17 protein-coding genes and 2 pseudogenes are annotated in these 19062 nt (G+C 69.9%); 9 read left to right on the top strand and 10 right to left on the bottom strand.

Going from position 1 to position 19062, the window contains the following annotated elements:
- The first annotated feature begins 119 nt into the window (after window positions 1-119).
- From ACQPZW_RS45270 to ACQPZW_RS45255, 4 genes are all read left to right on the top strand, one after another.
- Window positions 120-1532 (top strand): PhoH family protein, encoded by a 1413-nt coding sequence (locus tag ACQPZW_RS45270; RefSeq protein ID WP_433792158.1) that lies wholly within the window; start codon window positions 120-122, stop codon window positions 1530-1532.
- 198 nt (window positions 1533-1730) lie between these two features.
- Complete coding sequence (locus tag ACQPZW_RS45265) at window positions 1731-2420, top strand: lytic transglycosylase domain-containing protein (protein WP_433792157.1); 690 nt, start codon at window positions 1731-1733, stop codon at window positions 2418-2420.
- A gap of 77 nt (window positions 2421-2497) precedes the next feature.
- Window positions 2498-3262, top strand: a complete 765-nt coding sequence (locus tag ACQPZW_RS45260; RefSeq protein ID WP_433792156.1) for a S1 family peptidase — start codon at window positions 2498-2500, stop codon at window positions 3260-3262.
- Window positions 3263-3306: 44 nt separating this feature from the next.
- Window positions 3307-3924 carry a rhomboid family intramembrane serine protease gene (locus ACQPZW_RS45255; protein WP_433792155.1) on the top strand — a complete coding sequence of 206 codons (618 nt, stop codon included), beginning with the start codon at window positions 3307-3309 and terminating at the stop codon, window positions 3922-3924.
- Between the two features lie 363 nt (window positions 3925-4287).
- On the opposite strand, the pseudogene glpX reads toward ACQPZW_RS45255, so the two are convergent.
- Window positions 4288-5312 (bottom strand): annotated as a pseudogene (glpX, locus tag ACQPZW_RS45250) (class II fructose-bisphosphatase).
- A gap of 339 nt (window positions 5313-5651) precedes the next feature.
- Here glpX and ACQPZW_RS45245 point away from each other — a divergent pair.
- Window positions 5652-6122, top strand: a complete 471-nt coding sequence (locus ACQPZW_RS45245; protein WP_433792154.1) for a DUF4245 domain-containing protein — start codon at window positions 5652-5654, stop codon at window positions 6120-6122.
- An 84-nt stretch (window positions 6123-6206) separates the two neighbouring features.
- Here the strand turns inward: ACQPZW_RS45245 and ACQPZW_RS45240 are convergent, their stop codons facing one another.
- The 4 genes from ACQPZW_RS45240 to ACQPZW_RS45225 are packed head-to-tail and all read right to left on the bottom strand — an operon-like array spanning window position 6207 to window position 8503.
- Window positions 6207-6410: an exodeoxyribonuclease VII small subunit gene (locus ACQPZW_RS45240; protein ID WP_433792153.1), complete on the bottom strand. Its 204-nt coding sequence runs from the start codon at window positions 6408-6410 to the stop codon at window positions 6207-6209.
- The gene (gene xseA, locus ACQPZW_RS45235; RefSeq protein ID WP_433792152.1) at window positions 6410-7636 is read right to left on the bottom strand and encodes an exodeoxyribonuclease VII large subunit; all 1227 of its coding nucleotides are present in this window, start codon (window positions 7634-7636) and stop codon (window positions 6410-6412) included. Before xseA ends, ACQPZW_RS45240 begins: the two co-directional genes overlap by 1 nt.
- Before the next feature lie 9 nt (window positions 7637-7645).
- Window positions 7646-8167 carry a hypothetical protein gene (locus tag ACQPZW_RS45230; RefSeq protein ID WP_433792151.1) on the bottom strand — a complete coding sequence of 174 codons (522 nt, stop codon included), beginning with the start codon at window positions 8165-8167 and terminating at the stop codon, window positions 7646-7648.
- A gap of 9 nt (window positions 8168-8176) precedes the next feature.
- Entirely contained in the window at window positions 8177-8503 is a 327-nt protein-coding gene (locus ACQPZW_RS45225; RefSeq protein ID WP_433792150.1) for a hypothetical protein, read from the bottom strand.
- 173 nt (window positions 8504-8676) lie between these two features.
- Between ACQPZW_RS45225 and ACQPZW_RS45220 the strand changes: the two genes are divergently transcribed.
- Window positions 8677-9648, top strand: a complete 972-nt coding sequence (locus tag ACQPZW_RS45220; protein ID WP_433792149.1) for a 4-hydroxy-3-methylbut-2-enyl diphosphate reductase — start codon at window positions 8677-8679, stop codon at window positions 9646-9648.
- Here the strand turns inward: ACQPZW_RS45220 and ACQPZW_RS45215 are convergent.
- Window positions 9645-10778, bottom strand: coding sequence for a DNA recombination protein RmuC (locus tag ACQPZW_RS45215; protein WP_433797825.1), 1134 nt, complete (start codon window positions 10776-10778; stop codon window positions 9645-9647). The two genes, ACQPZW_RS45220 and ACQPZW_RS45215, sit on opposite strands and share 4 nt — an antisense overlap.
- A gap of 54 nt (window positions 10779-10832) precedes the next feature.
- On the opposite strand from ACQPZW_RS45215, the gene ACQPZW_RS45210 reads away from it, so the two are divergent.
- Window positions 10833-11609: a hypothetical protein gene (locus ACQPZW_RS45210; protein ID WP_433792148.1), complete on the top strand. Its 777-nt coding sequence runs from the start codon at window positions 10833-10835 to the stop codon at window positions 11607-11609.
- 108 nt (window positions 11610-11717) lie between these two features.
- Here ACQPZW_RS45210 and ACQPZW_RS45205 read toward each other — a convergent pair whose 3' ends face one another.
- The 4 genes and pseudogenes from ACQPZW_RS45205 to ACQPZW_RS45190 all read right to left on the bottom strand — a co-directional run bounded on the left by ACQPZW_RS45205 (window position 11718) and on the right by ACQPZW_RS45190 (window position 16998).
- Entirely contained in the window at window positions 11718-12257 is a 540-nt protein-coding gene (locus tag ACQPZW_RS45205; protein WP_433792147.1) for a hypothetical protein, read from the bottom strand.
- A gap of 23 nt (window positions 12258-12280) precedes the next feature.
- The gene (gene valS / locus ACQPZW_RS45200; RefSeq protein WP_433792146.1) at window positions 12281-14818 is read right to left on the bottom strand and encodes a valine--tRNA ligase; all 2538 of its coding nucleotides are present in this window, start codon (window positions 14816-14818) and stop codon (window positions 12281-12283) included.
- 41 nt (window positions 14819-14859) lie between these two features.
- On the bottom strand, window positions 14860-15354 hold the full coding sequence (locus ACQPZW_RS45195) for a methylated-DNA--[protein]-cysteine S-methyltransferase (RefSeq protein WP_433792145.1): 495 nt from the start codon (window positions 15352-15354) through the stop codon (window positions 14860-14862).
- A gap of 142 nt (window positions 15355-15496) precedes the next feature.
- Window positions 15497-16998: pseudogene (locus ACQPZW_RS45190) on the bottom strand (AlkA N-terminal domain-containing protein).
- A gap of 146 nt (window positions 16999-17144) precedes the next feature.
- Between ACQPZW_RS45190 and ACQPZW_RS45185 the strand changes: the two are divergent.
- Together ACQPZW_RS45185 and ACQPZW_RS45180 are read left to right on the top strand one after the other, a co-directional pair.
- Complete coding sequence (locus tag ACQPZW_RS45185) at window positions 17145-17936, top strand: alpha/beta fold hydrolase (RefSeq protein ID WP_433792144.1); 792 nt, start codon at window positions 17145-17147, stop codon at window positions 17934-17936.
- Window positions 17937-18237: 301 nt separating this feature from the next.
- Complete coding sequence (locus ACQPZW_RS45180; protein ID WP_433792143.1) at window positions 18238-19062, top strand: phosphotransferase family protein; 825 nt, start codon at window positions 18238-18240, stop codon at window positions 19060-19062.

The following is a 19062-nucleotide window of genomic DNA, read 5'->3' as shown; positions in this document are numbered from 1 at the left end:
GGCCCGGACCTGCGACGACTGCGCCACGGGGACCGCAATCCGACCCCGTGCAGAGGGCCGGCGACCGGTAGGTGGCGGACCGCGGGCGTACCGGGTTGCACGCCCGCTGGAGCAGGCCTGTGACATCTCGCCGTACCGATGCCGGGGTCGATGCGAACCCGGCCGACAAGGTCTCCAGCAGCAGTGCCACGACGGGTCGCCGTAGGGCCCGGGACAGGCACGCCGACGCGGAACCCGCCACTGCCGGCAGGGTCTTCGTCCTGGACACTTCGGTCCTGCTGTCCGACCCGGCGGCTTTCCGCCGGTTCACCGACCACGAGGTGGTCGTGCCTCTCGTGGTCATCTCCGAGTTGGAGGGCAAACGTCACCACCCCGAGCTCGGCTGGTTCGCCCGGCAGTCGCTGCGGATGCTGGACGAGCTGCGGATCAAGTTCGGCCGTCTGGACCACCCGGTGCTCTGCAACGACGAGGGCGGCACGCTGCGGGTGGAGCTGAACCACGCCGACCAGAGCGTGCTCCCGCTGGGTTTCCGCAACGACTCGAACGACACCCGCATCCTCTCGGTGGCGCTGGGCCTGGCCGCCGAGGGCCGTGAGGTGACGCTGGTCAGCAAGGACATGCCGCTGCGGGTGAAGGCCGCGTCGGTCGGCATCACCGCCGACGAGTACCGGCACGGCCAGGCGAGCGACCCCACCTGGACCGGCATGGCCGACCTGGAGCTGACCGAGGAGCAGGTGGCCTCGCTCTACTCCGGCGAGGAGCTGGAGGTGGACGAGGGGGACAACCTGCCGTGCCACACCGGCCTGGTGATCCACTCGCCGCGCGGCTCGGCGCTGGCCCGGGTCAACCCGGACAAGTCGATCAAACTGGTCCGCGGTGACCGGGACGCGTTCGGGCTGCGGGGCCGCTCGGCGGAGCAGCGTGTGGCGCTGGACATCCTGCTGGACGAGCAGATCGGCATCGTGTCGCTGGGCGGCCGTGCCGGTACCGGCAAGTCGGCGCTGGCCCTCTGCGCGGGCCTGGAGGCGACGATGGAGCGCAACCGCCACAAGAAGGTGGTGGTGTTCCGTCCCCTCTACGCGGTCGGCGGCCAGGAGCTCGGCTACCTGCCCGGCAGCGAGTCGGAGAAGATGTCGCCCTGGGCGCAGGCGGTCTTCGACACCCTGGGTGCGGTGGTGCACGCCAACGTGGTCGAGGAGGTGCTGGCCCGCGGCATGCTGGAGGTGCTGCCGCTGACCCACATCCGGGGCCGGAGCCTGCACGACGCGTTCGTGATCGTCGACGAGGCGCAGTCACTGGAACGCAACGTGCTGCTGACCGTGTTGTCCCGCATCGGGCAGAACTCGCGGGTCGTGCTGACCCACGACGTCGCCCAGCGCGACAACCTGCGGGTCGGCCGGCACGACGGTGTCACCGCGGTGATCGAGGCGCTGAAGGGTCACCCGATCTTCGCGCACGTGACCCTCACGCGATCGGAGCGCTCGCCGATTGCTGAGGTGGTGACCGACCTGCTGGAGGAAATCCCGCTGTAAGAGATCTTGAGAACGCCAGCGTGGCTATTTAGTGCCGGATTCAACCGGTAAGTCGTGTGACTAAAGTCACATAGCCACGCTGGCGTTTCACATCCACTTCACGTTGCGCCATGGTGTTCGGCGAGCAACATGCGGCGCGGTCCACCCCGCCCGGGGTGATGACGCGCCGTTTCCTTGCCCCCGACGAAGGGAATCTTCGTGAAGCGGCTCTGGAGCCGGATGGGTGTCCGTGCGGCCTCGGTCGGTCTTCTCGTTCTGGGTCTCACCGGCGGTGTGTACCTGGGTCAGAACCGGGAAGTCCAACAGCAGAGCGCTCGGGCGCAACTCGTCCTGCAGGCCAACGAGGACGAGATGCGGCTGCTGAAGGCTCGTCAGGCCGACCACGCAGCGGCCCGTGCGCACCGCGTGGTCGCCGAGGAGGCCGCCGCCGCGAAGGCCGCCACCGAGGCTCAGTCCGCCGCCTCCAAGGCGCGGAAGCTGGAGAAAGAGGTCATCGAGGCCAAGGAGGCCGAGAAGGCCAAGAAGGCCGAGGAGGCGTCCGGCCCGGTCGGCTACACCGGCGACATCCCGGAGTCCTGCAGCGAGTACAGCGGCAGCCGCGAGATCGGGTGCGCGCTCATGCTCGAGGACGGCTTCAAGCTCGACCAGTTCCCGTGCCTGGACAAGCTGTGGAAGAAGGAGAGCGGCTGGAACTACAAGGCCCTCAACAGCAGCTCCGGGGCGTACGGGATCCCGCAGTCCCTGCCCGGCGAGAAGATGGCGTCGGAGGGCTCGGACTGGAAGACCAACCCGGCCACGCAGATCAAGTGGGGTCTCGGCTACATCAAGGGCCGCTACAACACCCCGTGTGGCGCGTGGAGCCACTCGCAGAACGTGGGCTGGTACTGACGAACTTCGAGACGGGGCTGCGCGGCTTTCCGCGCGGCCCCGTTTTGCTGTGATCAAATGTCCACATGGTCCGGAAAGTGGCGATCTGCCTTCTGGTTTGTGCTCTGGCGGGCGCCGACGTGCCGGCACGGGCGGCATCCGGACGGGCGCCGGCACGTGACGTCGTCGGCGGCAAGATCGCCGGTGACGGGAGGTTCCCCTGGGCGGTCCGCCTCTCGATGGGCTGCGGCGGCGCCCTGACCGCACCCCGGCTCGTCCTCACCGCCGGGCACTGCGTCGGCCCGACCGGCCCCAACGACCGGATCACGGTGACCGCCGGCGCCACCGACCTGGAGTCGCGTTCCGCGATCACCGTCAAGTCGGTGGAGGTCTACCGCTCCCCGGATTTCGTCACCGAGACCAGCGGCGACGACTGGGCCGTGGTCCGCCTGGAACGCGAGCTGACACTGCCCACCCTGCCGTTGACGCCCGACGACGTCGACGAGGGCGACTTCACCGTCATGGGCTGGGGGCAGACCCGGGAGACGTCGCCGGCCCAGGAACGACGGCTGCACTACGCGACCGTCCCGACGATCCCGGACGAAGAGTGCGCGAAGGCCTACCGCAAGGCCGGCGTCACCCTGGTCCGCGGCGACTCCATCTGCGCCGGACGGCGCGGCGTCGACACCTGTCAGGGCGACTCCGGCGGCCCCATGGTCCGCCGCGACCGCCTGGGCCGGTGGGTGCAGGTCGGCATCGTCAGCTGGGGCCTCGGATGTGCCCGCGACGGCTACTTCGGCGTCTATACGCAGATCGCGACATTCCGGGACGAGATCCAGAAAGCGGCCCACAAGCTGAGCTGATACTCGGGTGGCCGTGCTCGCCGTGTCCTGCCACCATCGACGACATGGGTTACGAATGGGCGGCCGCCGCACGCTCCGACGAGGCGGGACGGTTCGGCACCGAGGCTTTCTACGCATCGCTGGGGCGCGCGTTCGTGACGATGTGCGCCATCATCCCGGCCCTGTTCCTGATCGAGGCGATCGACGTCGGCCTCGGCTCGGGGACCCTCGACCTCGCCGGCGGCATCATCCCCCGCTCGATGGCGGGGATCGACGGCATCCTGTTCAGCCCGTTCCTGCACGACGGGTGGCAGCACCTCTACGGCAACGCGATCCCGCTCATCCTGCTCGGCACGTTCGTCATGGCCGGCGGCGCACGCCGGTTCATCTGGTCGACCGTGCTGATCGCGGCGGTGTCCGGTGTGGGCGTCTGGCTCATCGGCGACCCCGACACGGTCGTCGTCGGCGCCAGCGGCGTCATCTTCGGCTATCTCGGCCTGCTGCTCGTCCGCGGCGTGGTGGAACGCAGCTGGTGGCACTTCGCGGTCGCCGCGTTCGTCGGGTTGCTCTACTGGTACCAGTTCTTCAACGTCCTGCCCACCGACCAGCGCATCTCCTGGCAGGGGCACCTGCTGGGCCTGCTCGGTGGGATGGTCGCCGCGGTCGTCTTCCGGCGGCGTTAGGCCATTGTGCGGTACGGGCCGGCCCGCCCCGCCGAATCCGGGCCGTCCCGCCGCGTCCGCGCGACGCAGGCGCTCCTCCCGGCCCGGGCGCGACCGCCGGGCTGATGCGGGACTCACCGCATCAGCGCAGGCGGTCATCCCGGCCCGGGCGTGACCGCCGGGTGTATGCGGAAGGCGCCGCATCAGCGCAGGCGGTCATCCCTGCCACGGCGTGACCGCCGGGTGTATGCGGCACCCACCGCATCAGCCCGGCGGTCGCGCTGCGGTCGTGAGTGGCGCCCGCGTCGCGCGGGAGCCACGGGACGGTCCCGGTCGGGCGGAGTGGGCCGACCCGTACCCCCGAAAGGTTTTGACCGGGAATGGTCAGGAGTGCGGGACCGTCGGCAGATGCCCGTCGAAGTCGACGGCCGAGTAGAGGGCCAGTTTCTCCAGCCGGTGGTAGGAGTCGATGACCCGGATCGTGCCGCTCTTGGACCGCATCACGATCGACTGGGTATGCGCGCCGCCCGAGCGGTAGCGAACCCCCTTCAGCAGGTCGCCGCTGGTCACGCCGGTGGCGACGAAGAAGCAGTTGTCACCGGTGACCAGGTCGTCGGTGGAGAGGACCCGGTCGAGGTCGTGACCGGCGCCGATCGCCTTCTCCCGCTCGGCGTCGTCGAGCGGCCACAGCTTGGCCTGGATCGTCCCACCCAGACATTTCAGGGCACATGCCGCGGTGATTCCCTCGGGGTGCCGCCGACGCCCATCAGCACGTCGACGTCGGACTCGAGACGGGCCGCCGAGATGGCGCCGGCGATGTCGCCGTCCGAGATGAACTTGATGTTGGCACCCGCCTGCCGCACCTCCTCGACCAGCTTGGCGTGACGCGGACGATCCAGAATGCAGACCGTGACGTCGGAGACGCTGGACCGCTTCGCCTTGGCGATGCGCCGCAGATTCTCCTTGACCCCGGCATCGATGTCGACGACGTCGGCACAGTCCGGCCCGACGGCGATCTTGTCCATGTAGAAGACCGCGCTCGGATCGAACATGGCGCCCCGCTCGGCGACCGCGAGCACCGCGATCGAACCGGGCATGCCCTTGCTCATCAGGGTGGTGCCGTCGATCGGGTCGACCGCGACGTCCACCTCCGGCCCGGTGCCGTCACCGACCTGCTCCCCGTTGAAGAGCATCGGCGCTTCGTCCTTCTCACCCTCGCCGATGACGACGACGCCGCGCATCTGGATCGAGTTGATGAGTTTGCGCATGGCGTCGACGGCCGCGCCGTCACCGCCGTTCTTGTCTCCTCGGCCGACCCAGCGACCGGCCGCCATGGCGGCGGCCTCGGTCACGCGGACGAGGTCGAGGGCGATGTTGCGGTCGAGATCCTGAGGGACTCGGGCGGGCACGGCGGCCTCCTCGCGACGTTGCGGGGTGTGATCCCTCCGATCCTGGCATCCGAGGACGTGTTGAGTCCCGTTTCAGCGACGTGGTTAACAATGGGGTTTGTGGAACCCGCCGTCACCCCCGCCGCCGAACCGCCGGCGCCCGCAGTCGAAGCACCCGCCGCCGGATCGTCAGCGCCACCTCCCGGGCCGTCGGCGCCATCTCCCGGGCCGGCCGCTCCCGGGTCGTCCGGGGTTGAGCCGTCCGCTGCCGGGCCGTCCTCTGCCGGGCCGTCCGCCGTCGGGCCGTCCGCGGGCCCGCGCCTTGCCGCGCGGGAGGAGCGCCGACCACGCGACATGGTCATGTCGCTGCTGGTGCTCCTAGTGCCGATCGCGCTGTTCCTCGGTTTCTACCGGGTCGTCCTCGACGGCGACAAGCCGATCTCGGTCGACCCGACCTCATCGATCGAGCTGGCCACGCGTGAGTTCCCGGTGGCCCGGCCGGCCGGTCTCGGCGACGACTGGCACGTGACGTCGGCCAACTTCCGCCGCGAGGACACCGGGGCCACCCTGCGGCTCGGTTACGTCGACCCCGACGGCAAGCCGATCCTGCTCGTACAGAGCACCGTCGAGGCGGCCACGCTCGTCCCCGCCGAAGTCGGTGCCCAGGGCCAGCGGGTCGGCGCCTACCGGTCCGGTGAGCGCACCTGGATGCGCTACACCGGGCGGGAGGACGAGACCGCCCTGATCGTCACCGAGCAGACCCGGACGATCGTGATCCTCGGAAACAGCGCCGACACCACCAACCTGGAGAAGCTCGCGTCCGCCCTCTGACTCCGGTCCGGGGAGAGAAGGCCCGGCCCGCGAGCCCGGAAGGGGCAGGTACGAGGCGAGGCCCGGCCGCTCCCCAAGCGGGCGTCAGCCGTCGGCGCGGGCGGCCCGGGCCGCCTCGATCCGCTCGCGGGCCCCCTCCAGCCAGCGATGGCAGACGTCGGCCAGTCTCTCCCCGCGCTCCCACAGCGCCAGCGACTCCTCCAGGGTGCCGCCGCCCTGCTCCAGCCGCTCCACCACCGACGCCAGCTCGGTGCGCGCCTGCTCGTAGGACAGTTTCTCGTCGCTCATCAGCTCTCCGTCACTGCTGCTCGCAGCTCGCCATCGGCGAGCCGGATCCGAAGGATGTCGTCCGCGGCCACCTCGTCCGCGGCGCGGACCACCTGGCCGTCGGGGCGTTGCACGATCGCGTAGCCACGCTCCAGCGTCTTGGCCGGGGACAGGGCACGCAGGCGGGCGACGGTGTGCTCCAGCGCGTCGTCGGCCCGCCGGAGCCGGTGCTCCAGGCTGCGGCCGGCCCGGTCACGCAACGCCGTCACCTCGGCGTCGCGCTGCCCGATCAGCGCTTCCGGCCGGGCCAGCACCGGCCGGGACCGCCACGCGTCGATCCGGTGCCGCTCCCGATCGATCAGGCCGAGCACCGCCCGGTCGAGCCGCCCCCGCGCCTGCGCGATCAGGCGCTGCTCGTCGGCCAGGTCGGGCACCACCCGTTTCGCCGCGTCGGTCGGCGTCGACGCCCGCACATCGGCGACATAGTCGAGCAACGGCGCGTCGGTCTCGTGGCCGATCGCGCTGACCACGGGGGTCCGTGCCGCGAACACCGCCCGGCACAGCGCCTCGTCGGAGAACGGCAGCAGGTCCTCGACACTGCCGCCGCCCCGCGCGATCACGATCACGTCGACCGTGTCGTCACCGTCGAGGACCTTCAACGCGTCGATGAGCTGCGCCACCGCGGTCGGGCCCTGCACCGGCACGTTGATCACCCGGAAGTCGACCGACGGCCAGCGACGCCGCGTATTCATCAGCACGTCACGCTCGGCGGCGCTGGCCCGCCCGGTGATCAGCCCGATCCGGCCCGGCAGGAACGGCAGCCGCCGCTTGCGCTCGACGGCGAACAGCCCCTCCGCGGCGAGCAGCCGCTTCAGTTTCTCCAGACGGGCCAGCAGCTCACCGATGCCGACCTGGCGGATCTCGTCGGCCCGCAGGCTCAGCGTGCCCCGGCCGGGATAGAACTCCGGTTTGGCGTGCAACGTCACCCGTGCGCCCTCGGCCAGCTCCGGCGCGCCCGCGTGCAGCACGTCATGGCTGGTCGTCACGGTCAGGCTCAGATCAGCCGACGGGTCACGCAGGGTCAGGAACACCACGTTGGAGCCGGGCCGGCGGCTGATCTGCGCGACCTGCCCGTCGACCCAGACCCAGCCGAGCCGGCTGATCCAGGCAGTGATCTTCTGACTGACCACGCGGACCGGCCATGGCTCGTCGGCGGAGCTGCGCGGCGCGCTCTCGGGCTCGTTCACCCGGCCAGATTACGTAAGCCCACCGACATTTTCGCCGCGCGGCGACGGCTCGGCGTACGCGTGATATCGGCTCAGGTCCACCGGGGTGCGCCGTTCCGGGAGCACCCGCTCGATCCCCGCCAGCGCCACCACGGCCAGCAGGCCCGCACAACTCCAGAAGATCAGGTCGGCGACCAGGTACAGCGGGGCCAGGTGCAGCCCGCCCCCCACGCCGAGGAACGGGAACGGATAGCCGTGCCGCCCCGGATAGTCCTCCATGCAGCAGCCCGACGTGTGCGGGACGGCGGTCGCCACGATCGCCACCAGGACCAGGGCCGCCGCCAGCGCGGACCCGGCACGGCCCGGCGCCGGCCGCCGCCGCAACAGCAGCAGCACACCACCGGCGGCGAGCATCAGATGAAAGACCAGATACGCCCCGGACAGCCCGCCGTCGACCTCGACGCCCAGATTCAGCAGCCCGATCCCGATCAGGAACCAGCCGGTCATCACACGGAGCACGGCCGCGATCGACGGCCACTGCTCCATGCTCATGAACTGGGATTATTCCGGCCTCTCCGGGTTCCCGCGTGCCTTTTGCGCGCGCACGGCAAGACCGAGAACACAGATCAACACCAGGCCGGCGTACGCCCACACGATCACATCCACGACGAGCCGGGTCGGGTCGAGGGCCCATCCTTCTGCCACGGCCTGCCGGCGCGCCTCGTCGAGACCGTCCGCCACCGCGCCACGGCCCAGCCAGGCGAACGGCCAGCCCCGGTCCTCGAACCAGCCGAACATCCCGCCCGTGGTGATGGTCCGCACGATCAGCCCCGCCGCCGTACCGGCCAGCCCGATCGCCCCCGACCGCCGCCAAGCCCGCCGAAACATGCCGTGGATCCGGTCCTGTCACGCTCATGACCAGCCAGAACATGCCGAAGGTGAGAGTCAGCTGACCCACCGTCACTCGAATGATGCGACTCGTCATGACCGGGCAGTATGCACGGCCTGTGCCCCACGTCTCACACGGGCGGGGGACGCGACCTGCCACGTACCATGGCGGGGTGACTGAACCTCGTAAGCGGGTGTTGCTCGCCAAGCCGCGTGGCTACTGCGCCGGTGTCGACCGCGCCGTGCAGACCGTCGAGGAGGCGCTGAAGCTCTACGGCGCCCCGGTCTACGTGCGCAAGCAGATCGTGCACAACAAACACGTGGTCAGCACCCTCGAAGCGCGCGGCGCGATCTTCGTCGAGGAGAACTACGAGGTGCCCGAGGGCGCCACCGTCGTCTTCTCCGCCCACGGCGTCGCCCCCGAGGTCCACGAGCAGGCCCGCGAGCGCAAGCTCAAGGCCATCGACGCCACCTGCCCGCTGGTGACGAAGGTCCACCACGAGGCCAAACGGTTCGCCGCCGAGGACTACGACATCCTGCTCATCGGCCACGAGGGCCATGAGGAGGTCATCGGCACCGCCGGTGAGGCGCCGGCCCACATCCAGCTCGTCGACGGCCCCGACGACGTCGACAACGTCGTCGTCCGTGACCCGGCCAAGGTCGTCTGGCTGTCCCAGACCACCCTCTCCGTCGACGAGACGATGGAGACCGTCGCCCGCCTCAAGACCCGGCTGCCGCTGCTCCAGTCACCGCCCAGCGACGACATCTGCTACGCCACGTCCAACCGGCAGCACGTGATCAAGGAGATCGCCCCCGACTGTGACGTGGTCATCGTCGTCGGCTCCACCAACTCGTCCAACTCGGTGCGCCTCGTCGAGGTCGCCCTCGGCGCCGGAGCCCGGGCCGGCCACCTCGTCGACTACGCCTCCGAGATCCAGGACGAGTGGCTGGAGGGCGCCACCACGGTCGGCGTCTCGTCCGGTGCCAGCGTCCCCGAGGACCTCGTCATGGAGGTCCTCGCCCACCTCGCGTCCCGTGGATTCGGCGAGGTCACCGAATACACCACCGCCGAGGAGCGCCTCACCTTCTCCCTGCCGCAGGAGCTGCGCAAGGACATGAAGGCCGCAGCCGCAGCCGGCGCCTAGCTGAACTCGGGAGCCTGCGGCTGCCGGGGAGCCGTCTCCACCTGCACCGGCGGAAAGAGCTCCTCGTCCGAGACGCCCATCTCGGCCAGCTTCCGGGCGCTCACCAGCACCCGCGACTCCAGCGACCCCACCGCCCGGTTGTAGGCGGTCACCGCCCCACCCAGCGCCGTACCCAGCTTGTCCACATGATCGCCGAGTGTGGACAACCGGCCGTACAACTCGCGGGCGAGACCGTGCACCGCCGCGGCGTTCCGGGTCAGAGCCTCCTGCCGCCACGAGTACGCCACCGTCCGCAGCATCGCGATCAGCGTCGCCGGCGTCGCCAGCACGATGTTGCGGCGGAACGCGTGCTCCATCAGCGACGGATCCCGCTGCAACGCCGCATCCAGGAACGGATCCGCCGGCACGAACAGCACCACGAAATCCGGCGTCGACTCGAAAGCCGACCAGTACCGCTTCCCCGACAACGCGTCCACGTGTGCCCGCAGATGCCGGGCATGCTGATCCAGATGCCCGTCCCGGGTGTGCTCGTCGCGGGCCTCCATCGCCGACAGATAGCCCTCCAGCGGCGCCTTCGCATCCACCACCACGGTCCGCCCGCCGTGCAGCCGCACCACCAGATCCGGGCGCACCCCGGAATCGTCGGTCGCCGCCGTCACCTGCTCGGCGAAGTCGCAGTGCTCCAGCAGCCCCGCCGCCTCCACGATCCGCCGCAACTGATGCTCACCCCACCGGCCCCGCACCTGCGGCGCCCGCAAGGCCGCCACCAGCTGCCTCGTCTCGGTCCGCAGCTCCCCGGACACCGCACCCATCGCCCGCACCTGCTCCCGCAACTCCGCATACGCGTCGATCCGGTCGTGCTCCAACTGGGCGACCCGATCCTCATAGCGGCGCAGAGTGTCGTGCAGCGGCGCCACCGCCCGTGCCACCGCCTCCTGCGACTGCGCCGTCGCCTCATAGGACAGAGCCCGCAGCGACTGCTCCAGCCGCTGCTCACCATCCCGGGCAGCCGCCACCGTCGCCTCCAGCCGGGCGATGTCGGTCGCCGCACGAGCCCGCGCGGCCAGCCAGCCGACCGCAGCGCCCGCCGCCAGACAGAGAAGAATCACGGCCAGTGTCGAGAACGTCACCATCGAAGATTGCCAGACCGGGAACCCGCGACATGCGGGGGTACCGTGGGAAACATGAAGGGCGTGTTGCTGATCCTGCTCATCGTCGTGCTCGCCGGCCTGGTCATCGCGGCCACCCAGCGAGGCGGCAAAGCCCGGCGCCAGACCGAGCTCGACGACGCCCGGGCCGACGCCCAGAGGTGGTATGAGCGGCTCGGCGGCCAGGTCATGAACCTCACCTCCGAGGAGCCGGCCGCACGGCAGGCACTCGCCGACGCGAGCGAGCGCTACAACGCCGCCGGAGGCCAACTGCAGACCGCCAACTCGGTCCGCCAGTTCCAGTTCGCCCGCGAGTCGGCGCTGGAGGGCCTCACCTACGCCCGGGCCGCGCGCCTGGCCATGGGCCTCGACCCCGGCCCCGACCTGCCGCCGCTCAGTTCCGCCCACAACACCGGCCAGATCACCCACGAGCGTGAGGTGACCGTGCAGGGCCACTCGTACAAGGCCGGGCCCCGCCCGGGCTCCGACACCCCCTACTACTACCCCGGCGGCCGGGTCGAGGGCCGCCCGGTGCCGTCCGGCTGGTATTCGACGCCGGTCTGGCGGACGGCTCTCGGCGCAGGCGCGGGAGTTCTCGGCGGCATGCTCATCTTCGACGCCCTGTTCTCCCCGGAGTTCGGCGACTTCACCGGCACCGACTTCACCGGCACCGACTTCGCCGGTGGCGACTTCAGCGGCGACTTCGCCGGCGGCGATCCCAGCGGCGGCGATTTCTCCGGCGGCGACTTCGGGGGCGGCGACATCGGCGGCGGCTTCGGCGACTTCGGCGGTGGCGGCGGCTTCGACTTCTGAAGCCGCTCCCCGGCAGCAAGCACCGCATGGGCGGCTTGCGAATCGCCTAGCGGCTACATGGGCGGCTTGCGAATCGCCTAGCGGCTACATGGGCGGCTTGCGAATCGCCTAGCGGCTCATGTGATGGTCGATGGCGCGGCGCAGCGCTCGTGGGCTCGGCCAGATCTGCGTCAGATCGGCGGTGAACGCCGGCCCGCGCGGCGTATCCGCCAACACCGGCCCGCCGCTGTCACCCTCCTGCACCGGGTGCACGCTGTCCAGATCCACCGGAACCACGTCGAGAAGCGTCCGCAACCCGTCCCGCCGGATCACCACCGCCGCGATGTCCGCCCAGTCCAGCAGGATCGGATCGGACTCCTGAGCGGCCAGCTCCAGCCCGCCGGACGACACCCGCACCCACGTCGACAGCGCCGCCCGTGCCGACACCGCATACGCGCCCGCCACGGTCGCCCCGATGAGCAACGCCTGCAGAGCGGTCACCCACCACGGGTCCCCGCTGTCCCCGGCGATCCACCCCACGACCGGGGAGACCGCCAGGTAGGCCAGCATCAGCACCACGAACACCATGACGAAGGTCCGGGCCGGCGACGACCGGAACAACACCGCGTCCCGGGCCGGAGCCCGGACCTCCTCAGGTGCGATCGACATGCCTCCTATGGTGGCCGTCCCGCTCAGAATGCGCAGGCGATCACCAGCTCTGGGGTGCGGTCCCGGAGCAGGTCCAGTTTGCCGATCCGCGCAGCCGCCCGGAAGTCACCGTCGATCGACTCCAGCCGGTCCAGCAGATCAGCCGGCCCGAGCGCCTCAGCCAGCGGAACCTCCGTCCGCATCGACAGCTTCCGGTCCGACTTGGCCCGCCTGACCTGCCGCAGCGCCTCACCGGCCAGATCAAGCAGCGACGGATCGCTCTCCGGCGCCGCCCGGGTCAACTCGTACCGGGTCGGCCACGTCGAACGGTGCACCGACCCGTACCGCCACCACGACCAGATCTCCTCGGTCACGAACGGCAGGAACGGCGCGAACAACCGCAACAGAACCGACAGCCCCGTGGCCAGAGCCGCCCGAGCCGAGTCACCGCCCGGGCCCTCCGCGTACGCCCGATTCTTGACCAGCTCGATGTAGTCGTCGCAGAACGTCCAGAAGAACGTCTCCGTCGCCTGTAGAGCATCGGTGTGCTGATAGTCGTCGAACGCGGTCGTCGCCGTGACGACCACCTCCGCCAGACGGCCCAGCATCGCCCGGTCCAGCGGCTCGGTCACCGGCTGCCGCAACGCGTCCGCCGCACCCAGACCCAGCGCGAACCTCGACGCGTTCAGCAACTTCGTCGCCAGCCGTCGCCCGACCTTCAACTGGGCCGGCTCGAACGCCAGATCCGCCCCCGGCCGGCCACACGCCGCCCAGTACCGAACCGCGTCCGACCCGTACTGCTCCAGCAGCTGGATCGGTGTCTCCACCTCGTTGCCCAGCGATTTCGAGATCTTCTTGTGGTCCGGGTCGAGGATCCAGCCGGACAGGACCGCCCGCCGCCACGGCAGGCCCCCGGCAAGCTGGCCGGCCCGCAACACCGACGAGAACAACCACGTCCGGATGATCTCCTGACCCTGCGGCCGCAGATCCATCGGATACGTACGGGCGTGCAGATCCGGATCGGTGCTCCAGCCCGTGACGATCTGCGGGCTCAGCGACGACGTCGCCCACGTGTCCATGACGTCCGGATCCGCGGTGAACCCGCCGGGAACATCCCGCTGCTCCTCGGACCAACCGGGTGGACAGTCCGATGACGGGTCGACCGGCAACGCCGCATCATCCGGCAGCAGCGGCCGGTCGTAGTCGGGCTCCCCGGTCGCATCCAGCGCATACCAGACCGGGATCGCGACGCCGAAGAACCGCTGCCGGCTGATCAGCCAGTCACCGGTCAGGCCACCGACCCAGTGCTCATAGCGGTGACGCATGCTCTCCGGAACCCAGCGCAGCTCCCTGCCCCGGCCCAGCAGCTCCTCCCGCAAGCCCGGGTCGCGCCCGCCGTTACGGATGAACCACTGCCGGCTCGTCACGATCTCCAACGGCCGGTCGCCACGCTCGTAGAACTTGACCGGATGCGTGATCGGCGTCGGCTCACCGAGCAGATCACCCGACTCCCGCAGAACCCGGACCATCTCGGCCCGCGCCGCGTTGACCGTCAACCCGGCCAGCCCCTGATAGGCCGCGACCGGGACACCCGCCGGAGCATCGGGAAGGAACCGGCCGTCCCGGCCCAGCACCACCCGCGTGTCCAGGGCCAGATCGCGCCACCACGTGACATCGGCCAGGTCACCGAACGTGCAGACCATGGCTATGCCCGTACCCTTGTCGGCTGCCGCGAGCGGGTGCTCCCGGACCGGGACCTCGACGTCGAAGAACGGAGTGCGGACCGATGTGAGACCCGCGAAGCGGGGATCGCCGGGATGATGAACCAGCGCGACACACGCCGGCAGCAGCTCCGGCCGCGTCGTGTCGATCTCGACCGGCCCGTCCGGACCGTGGAAACGCAGCCGGTGATACGCACCCGGCCGCTGCCGATCCTCCAGCTCCGCCTGCGCGACCGCCGTCCGGAACCCGATGTCCCACAACGTCGGCGCCTCCGCCGTATACGCCTGACCGGCCGCGAGATTCGCCAGGAACGCCCGCTGCGAGACGGCCCGCGCCTTGCCGCCGATCGTCGTATACGTCAAACCCCAGTCGACCGACAGCCCGAGCCGCCGCCACAGCGCCTCGAAACCCTTCTCGTCCTCGACGGTCAACCGGCCGCACAACTCGACGAAATTGCGCCGCGAGATCGAGACCGGGTCCTTCGACGGCTTCGCGGGCGGCTCCCACGACGGGTCATACGGCAGCGACGGGTCACAACGGACACCGAACAGGTTTTGGACCCGGCGCTCCGTGGGAAGCCCGTTGTCGTCGAACCCCATCGGATAGAAGACGGCCTTGCCGCGCATCCGCTGAAACCGCGCGACCGTGTCGGTGTGCGTGTACGAGAAGACGTGCCCGATGTGCAACGAGCCCGATACGGTCGGCGGAGGTGTGTCGATCGCGTACACGTCGGCCCGCTCCTTCGAGCGGTCGAACGCATACGTCTCCTCCTCCTGCCAGCGCGGCGCCCACTTCTCCTCGAGCCCGTCCAGTGACGGCCGCTCGGGGAGACCGTGGCGCCCGGTTCCCGTATCAGTCATGCCGGTCAGCGTAGGACCGGCGCCACCGCGTCGCCATGTGATTAACCAGCCGACTCATGCTGCAGCAGCCACTCCTTGACGTGCAGGCCCCAGCGGTAGCCGCCGAGCGACCCGTCCGTCCGCAGAACCCGGTGACACGGGGTGAACAGCGCCACCGGATTGCGCGCGCAGGCAGCCGCCGCCGCACGGATCGCCGCCGGCCGGCCGGACAACTCGGCGAAGCCCGTATAGGTCACCGGGGCGCCCGGCTTGATGCCCCGCATCACCCGCCACGCGTGCGACATGAACGCGCCGGCCGTGTGCTGCTCCACCTCGATCCCGTCGATCGCGGTCAGGTCACCCGCCAGATAGGCCCGGACGGCCGGGCCCACATCGCCCGGATCACCGGGACGGGCAGGCTCCAGCAACACCGGATGCACCAGTTTCAGCAACTCGGCGACGTCGGTGGTGAAACCGGCCGCGCGCACCGCCCCGGTATTCGCCACGACCATGGTGAACGGGCCGGCGGGGGTGTCCAGGGTCGAATGGAGCAACATCGTTTCCTCCTCGGTGGGGGCTACAGCGTGGCGCGTTCCCGCGGTCCGCGGGGCGGAAAGCGGGCCGCCTGTGGACAACCGCGACGGCACTTTCAGCAATGTGGACAACCGGTGGGCGGGGGACGCTGAGAGGTAGGTTCGGTTACGCGGCACGCCACAGGCGGATCAACGCGTAGGAGCGCCAGGGACGCCAGCGCTCGGCGTACGACGAAAGGGTTTTCGCGGTGGCGGGCAGACCCAGCGCCTCCGCGCCGCGGCGGGCCGCCAGGTCGGTGGGAAGGAAGACGTCGGGGTCGCCTATCGCGCGCATGGCGACGTAACCGGCGGTCCACGGGCCTATGCCGGGGAGCTCGGTCAGGCGGTTGACCGTCTCGGTCCGGTCGGCGGTGGGGTCGAGGTCGAGCTTGCCGTCGGCTACCGCCTCGGCCAGGGCCCGGATGGTGGCGCGGCGCGCCGCCGGCATGCCGAAGGCGGCGTCCGGCAGGGCGGCGACGACGTCGGCCGCCGGGAAACCGGCGAGCCGCGCGGTGGTATCGGTTTGGGGGATGGGGGTGGGTTCCCCAGCCCCCTCACAGCGACCGGCGCGACCTGTCCAGCGGTCACAGCGCCGCCCCCGCCCGCCGCCCGCAGCATCCGCCCCAGCGTCGTCCGGGCCCCCGCCACACTCACCTGCTGCCCCACCACCGCCCGGACGGCCATCTCGAACCCGTCGACCGCACGCGGCACCCGCACCCCCGGCTCACCCGCCACCGCAGCCGCCATCGCCGGATCCGCACCGAGCAACCCGTCGACGGCGACCGGGTCGGCGTCCAGGTCGAACAGCCGCCGGCACCGGGCGACGGCCGGCGCGAGATCGCGTACGTCGTCGAGCTGCAACGTCGCGTGAACGACTCGGTCGCCGGGCCGCAGCGTGACGGTCGCCCTTCCGTGCGGCAGGTCGAGTCCTCGCCGGTAGGCGCCGTCCACGACCTCGTCCACGCCGGGCAGCGTCCGTCCGGCGAAGAACGACAGCAGCGACTCGGCGTGCAGTGGTGGCCGGTACGCGAGCCGCAGGTTGACGACCCCGGCCTCGCCCCGCCCGACGGGCTGTCTCTCCCGCATCTGGCTCGGCGACCGCGCATAGACCTCGAGCATCGTGTCGTTGAACTGCCGCACACTTCCGAACCCGGCGGCGAACGCGATCTCGGCGAGCCCGAGGTCGGTGGTCTCGACGAGGATCCGTGCGGTCTGGGCGCGCTGGGCGCGGGCGAGCGCGAGTGGCCCGGCGCCGAGTTCGGCGGTGAGCATGCGGTTGAGGTGCCGTTCGGTGTAGCCGAGTCGTCCGGCGAGTCCGGGGACGCCTTCGCGGTCGACGACGCCGTCACCGATGAGTCGCATGGCACGGCCGACGGTGTCGGCGCGGGTGTCCCATTCGGGGGAGCCGGGTGCGGCGTCGGGGCGGCAGCGGCGGCAGGCCCGGAATCCGCCGCGCTGGGCGGCGGCCGCGCTGGGGTAGAACGTGACGTTCTCCCGTTTCGGGGTGACGGCCGGGCAGGAGGGCCGGCAGTAGATGCCGGTGGTGCGTACGGCGGTGTAGAAGCATCCGTCGAACCGCGGGTCGCGGCTGTCGACGGCCCGGTAGCAGTGCTCGAAGTCCAGCTCCATGTCGTCGAGTCTGCTCCCGGTGGGCCGGGTTCGGCTGGCGGGATTCGGACATGACCGTGTCGGGTCGAGGGGCCGTCGCCTCCGGAGGGGAGGGCTGATGTCAACTCTGGTTGACGCGTCGGAAGGTGTCAACTACGGTTGACGACATGATGGGGCAGGCGACAAGGATCGACATCCGGTGGCGCGCCTTCGGGGGCGGGCCCAAGGTCGTGCTTCTGCACGGCGGCATGCAGACCTCGGGCAACTTCACGAAGCTGGCACGTGCGCTGGCCGGCGACTTCACCGTGTACGTCCCGGACCGGCGCGGTCGTGGGCGCAGCGGCCCGGCGCGTCCGGGCCACGGGTTGCGCGACGAGATCAGCGACCTGGCGGCGGTGCTCGACGAGACGGGCGCGCGCAACGTGTTCGGCCTCAGCTCCGGCGCGGTCATCGCGCTTCGGGCGGCGATGGAGCTGCCGATCGAGCGGCTGGCGCTCTACGAGCCGCCGCTCAAGCATGGTGATCATGACCCGGTCGCGTGGCTTCCGCGGTTCGAGAAGGAGCTCTCCCGGGGGCGCCGGGCCGCGGCCTTCGTCACGGCCGCGAAAGGCACAGGCGATCTTCGGTACGCACCACGCGCGGCCCTGATCCCGCTGCTGGGGCTCGCGATCCGGGCCGGCGAGGGCAGGCGTATCGGTGACCTGATCCCGACGATGCGCCTGGACGCGGCGGTCGTCGAGGACGCGGCCGGCCCACTGGGCATGTACCGGTCGGTGACGGCGGAGACGCTCCTGCTGGGTGGGGACCGCTCCCCGGCGTACCTCAAAGGGGTCTTGAACGGCCTGGAGCCCGTCCTGCCGCGGGTGCGACGGGTGACGTTGACCGGTGTCGGTCATCTCGCCGCCGACGACAGCGGCAAGCCGGAAACGGTGGCCGCCGAACTGCGGAAGTTCTTCTGATGACGCTTGCGTAGACTGGCGTTCCGTGAGCCTCAGCATCGGTATCGTCTGACGAGACATACGAACACGCTGACCAGCTCGAACGCGCTGCTTCGCGGCCCGTCATCGCTCCCCTCGGCCCGCCCGGCCCGGATTCAGCCCGGCTCGGCACCGTCTGCCGGCATGGATCGTTGCTCACGTATCCCCGGCGGCTCCATAACCGCGCCGACCGTAAGGTGAAGCCATGCCTAGCCCCACTGTGCCGCCCTTTACCGCGCGGCTGGCTGCCCGAGTGCTAGCCGATAGCTGCCAGGTGACCGGAGTGGATTCGACGGATGCTCGGCCGTTACGGTTGGGCGAAAATGCTCTCTACTACCTTCCGGTTGAATCGACGGTAGTACGCATTGCCCGGACAATGGATTACTGGGCTGATGCCGTGAATGAGGTGAACGTAGCCCGCTGGCTCGCGGAGGAAAAATTTCCTGCGGCCCAGGCGGTGGCAATCGACCAGCCTATCGAGGTAAGTGGGCATCCCGTCACCTTTTGGCGCTATATCGAGGGAAGGGATGGCGACCGCCGAGATATCGGGACACTTGGAACAGTGCTTCGCCGACTGCACGCGCTTGGGAGGCCAACCGCTTTTGTGCTCCCGGACGAAGACATCTTAGGGCGAGTGGAATCCCGGATTAGAATGGCGGAGATTCCATCGAATGACAAAGATTTTCTTCTAAGGAACCTTGGGGAACTCCGGTTGAAGTTGGAGTCACTCTGCTTTCCCCTTGCGTCTGCCCCGACACACGGAGATGCGCACTCGGAAAATATAATGATCCGCGATGGTGTGCCAGTCCTAATCGACTTTGAGAGATTCGCTTGGGGGCAACCGGAATGGGACCTAGCGATGACCGCCACCGAATATGAAACGGCGGGTTGGTGGACTGAGGAAGAATATGGTGCGTTTGCTTCTGCTTATGGCTACGACGTCAGATCATGGAGTGAGGGATACGCGATCCTGCGGCGGGTTCATGAGCTGAAGATGACTACATGGCTGATGCAGAATATCGGCGAATCATCCGACATTGCTGACGAATTTCAAGTCAGGATGCGAACGATCCGCGACGGGATCAAGGCTAAGTGGCGCCCGTTCTAG

This window comes from Actinoplanes sp. CA-252034 (genome assembly GCF_050956125.1).
Taxonomy (GTDB): Bacteria; Actinomycetota; Actinomycetes; order Mycobacteriales; family Micromonosporaceae; genus Actinoplanes.
The sequence above is the reverse complement of the archived record's forward strand: the minus strand, read 5'-3'. Positions and strand labels throughout refer to the sequence as shown.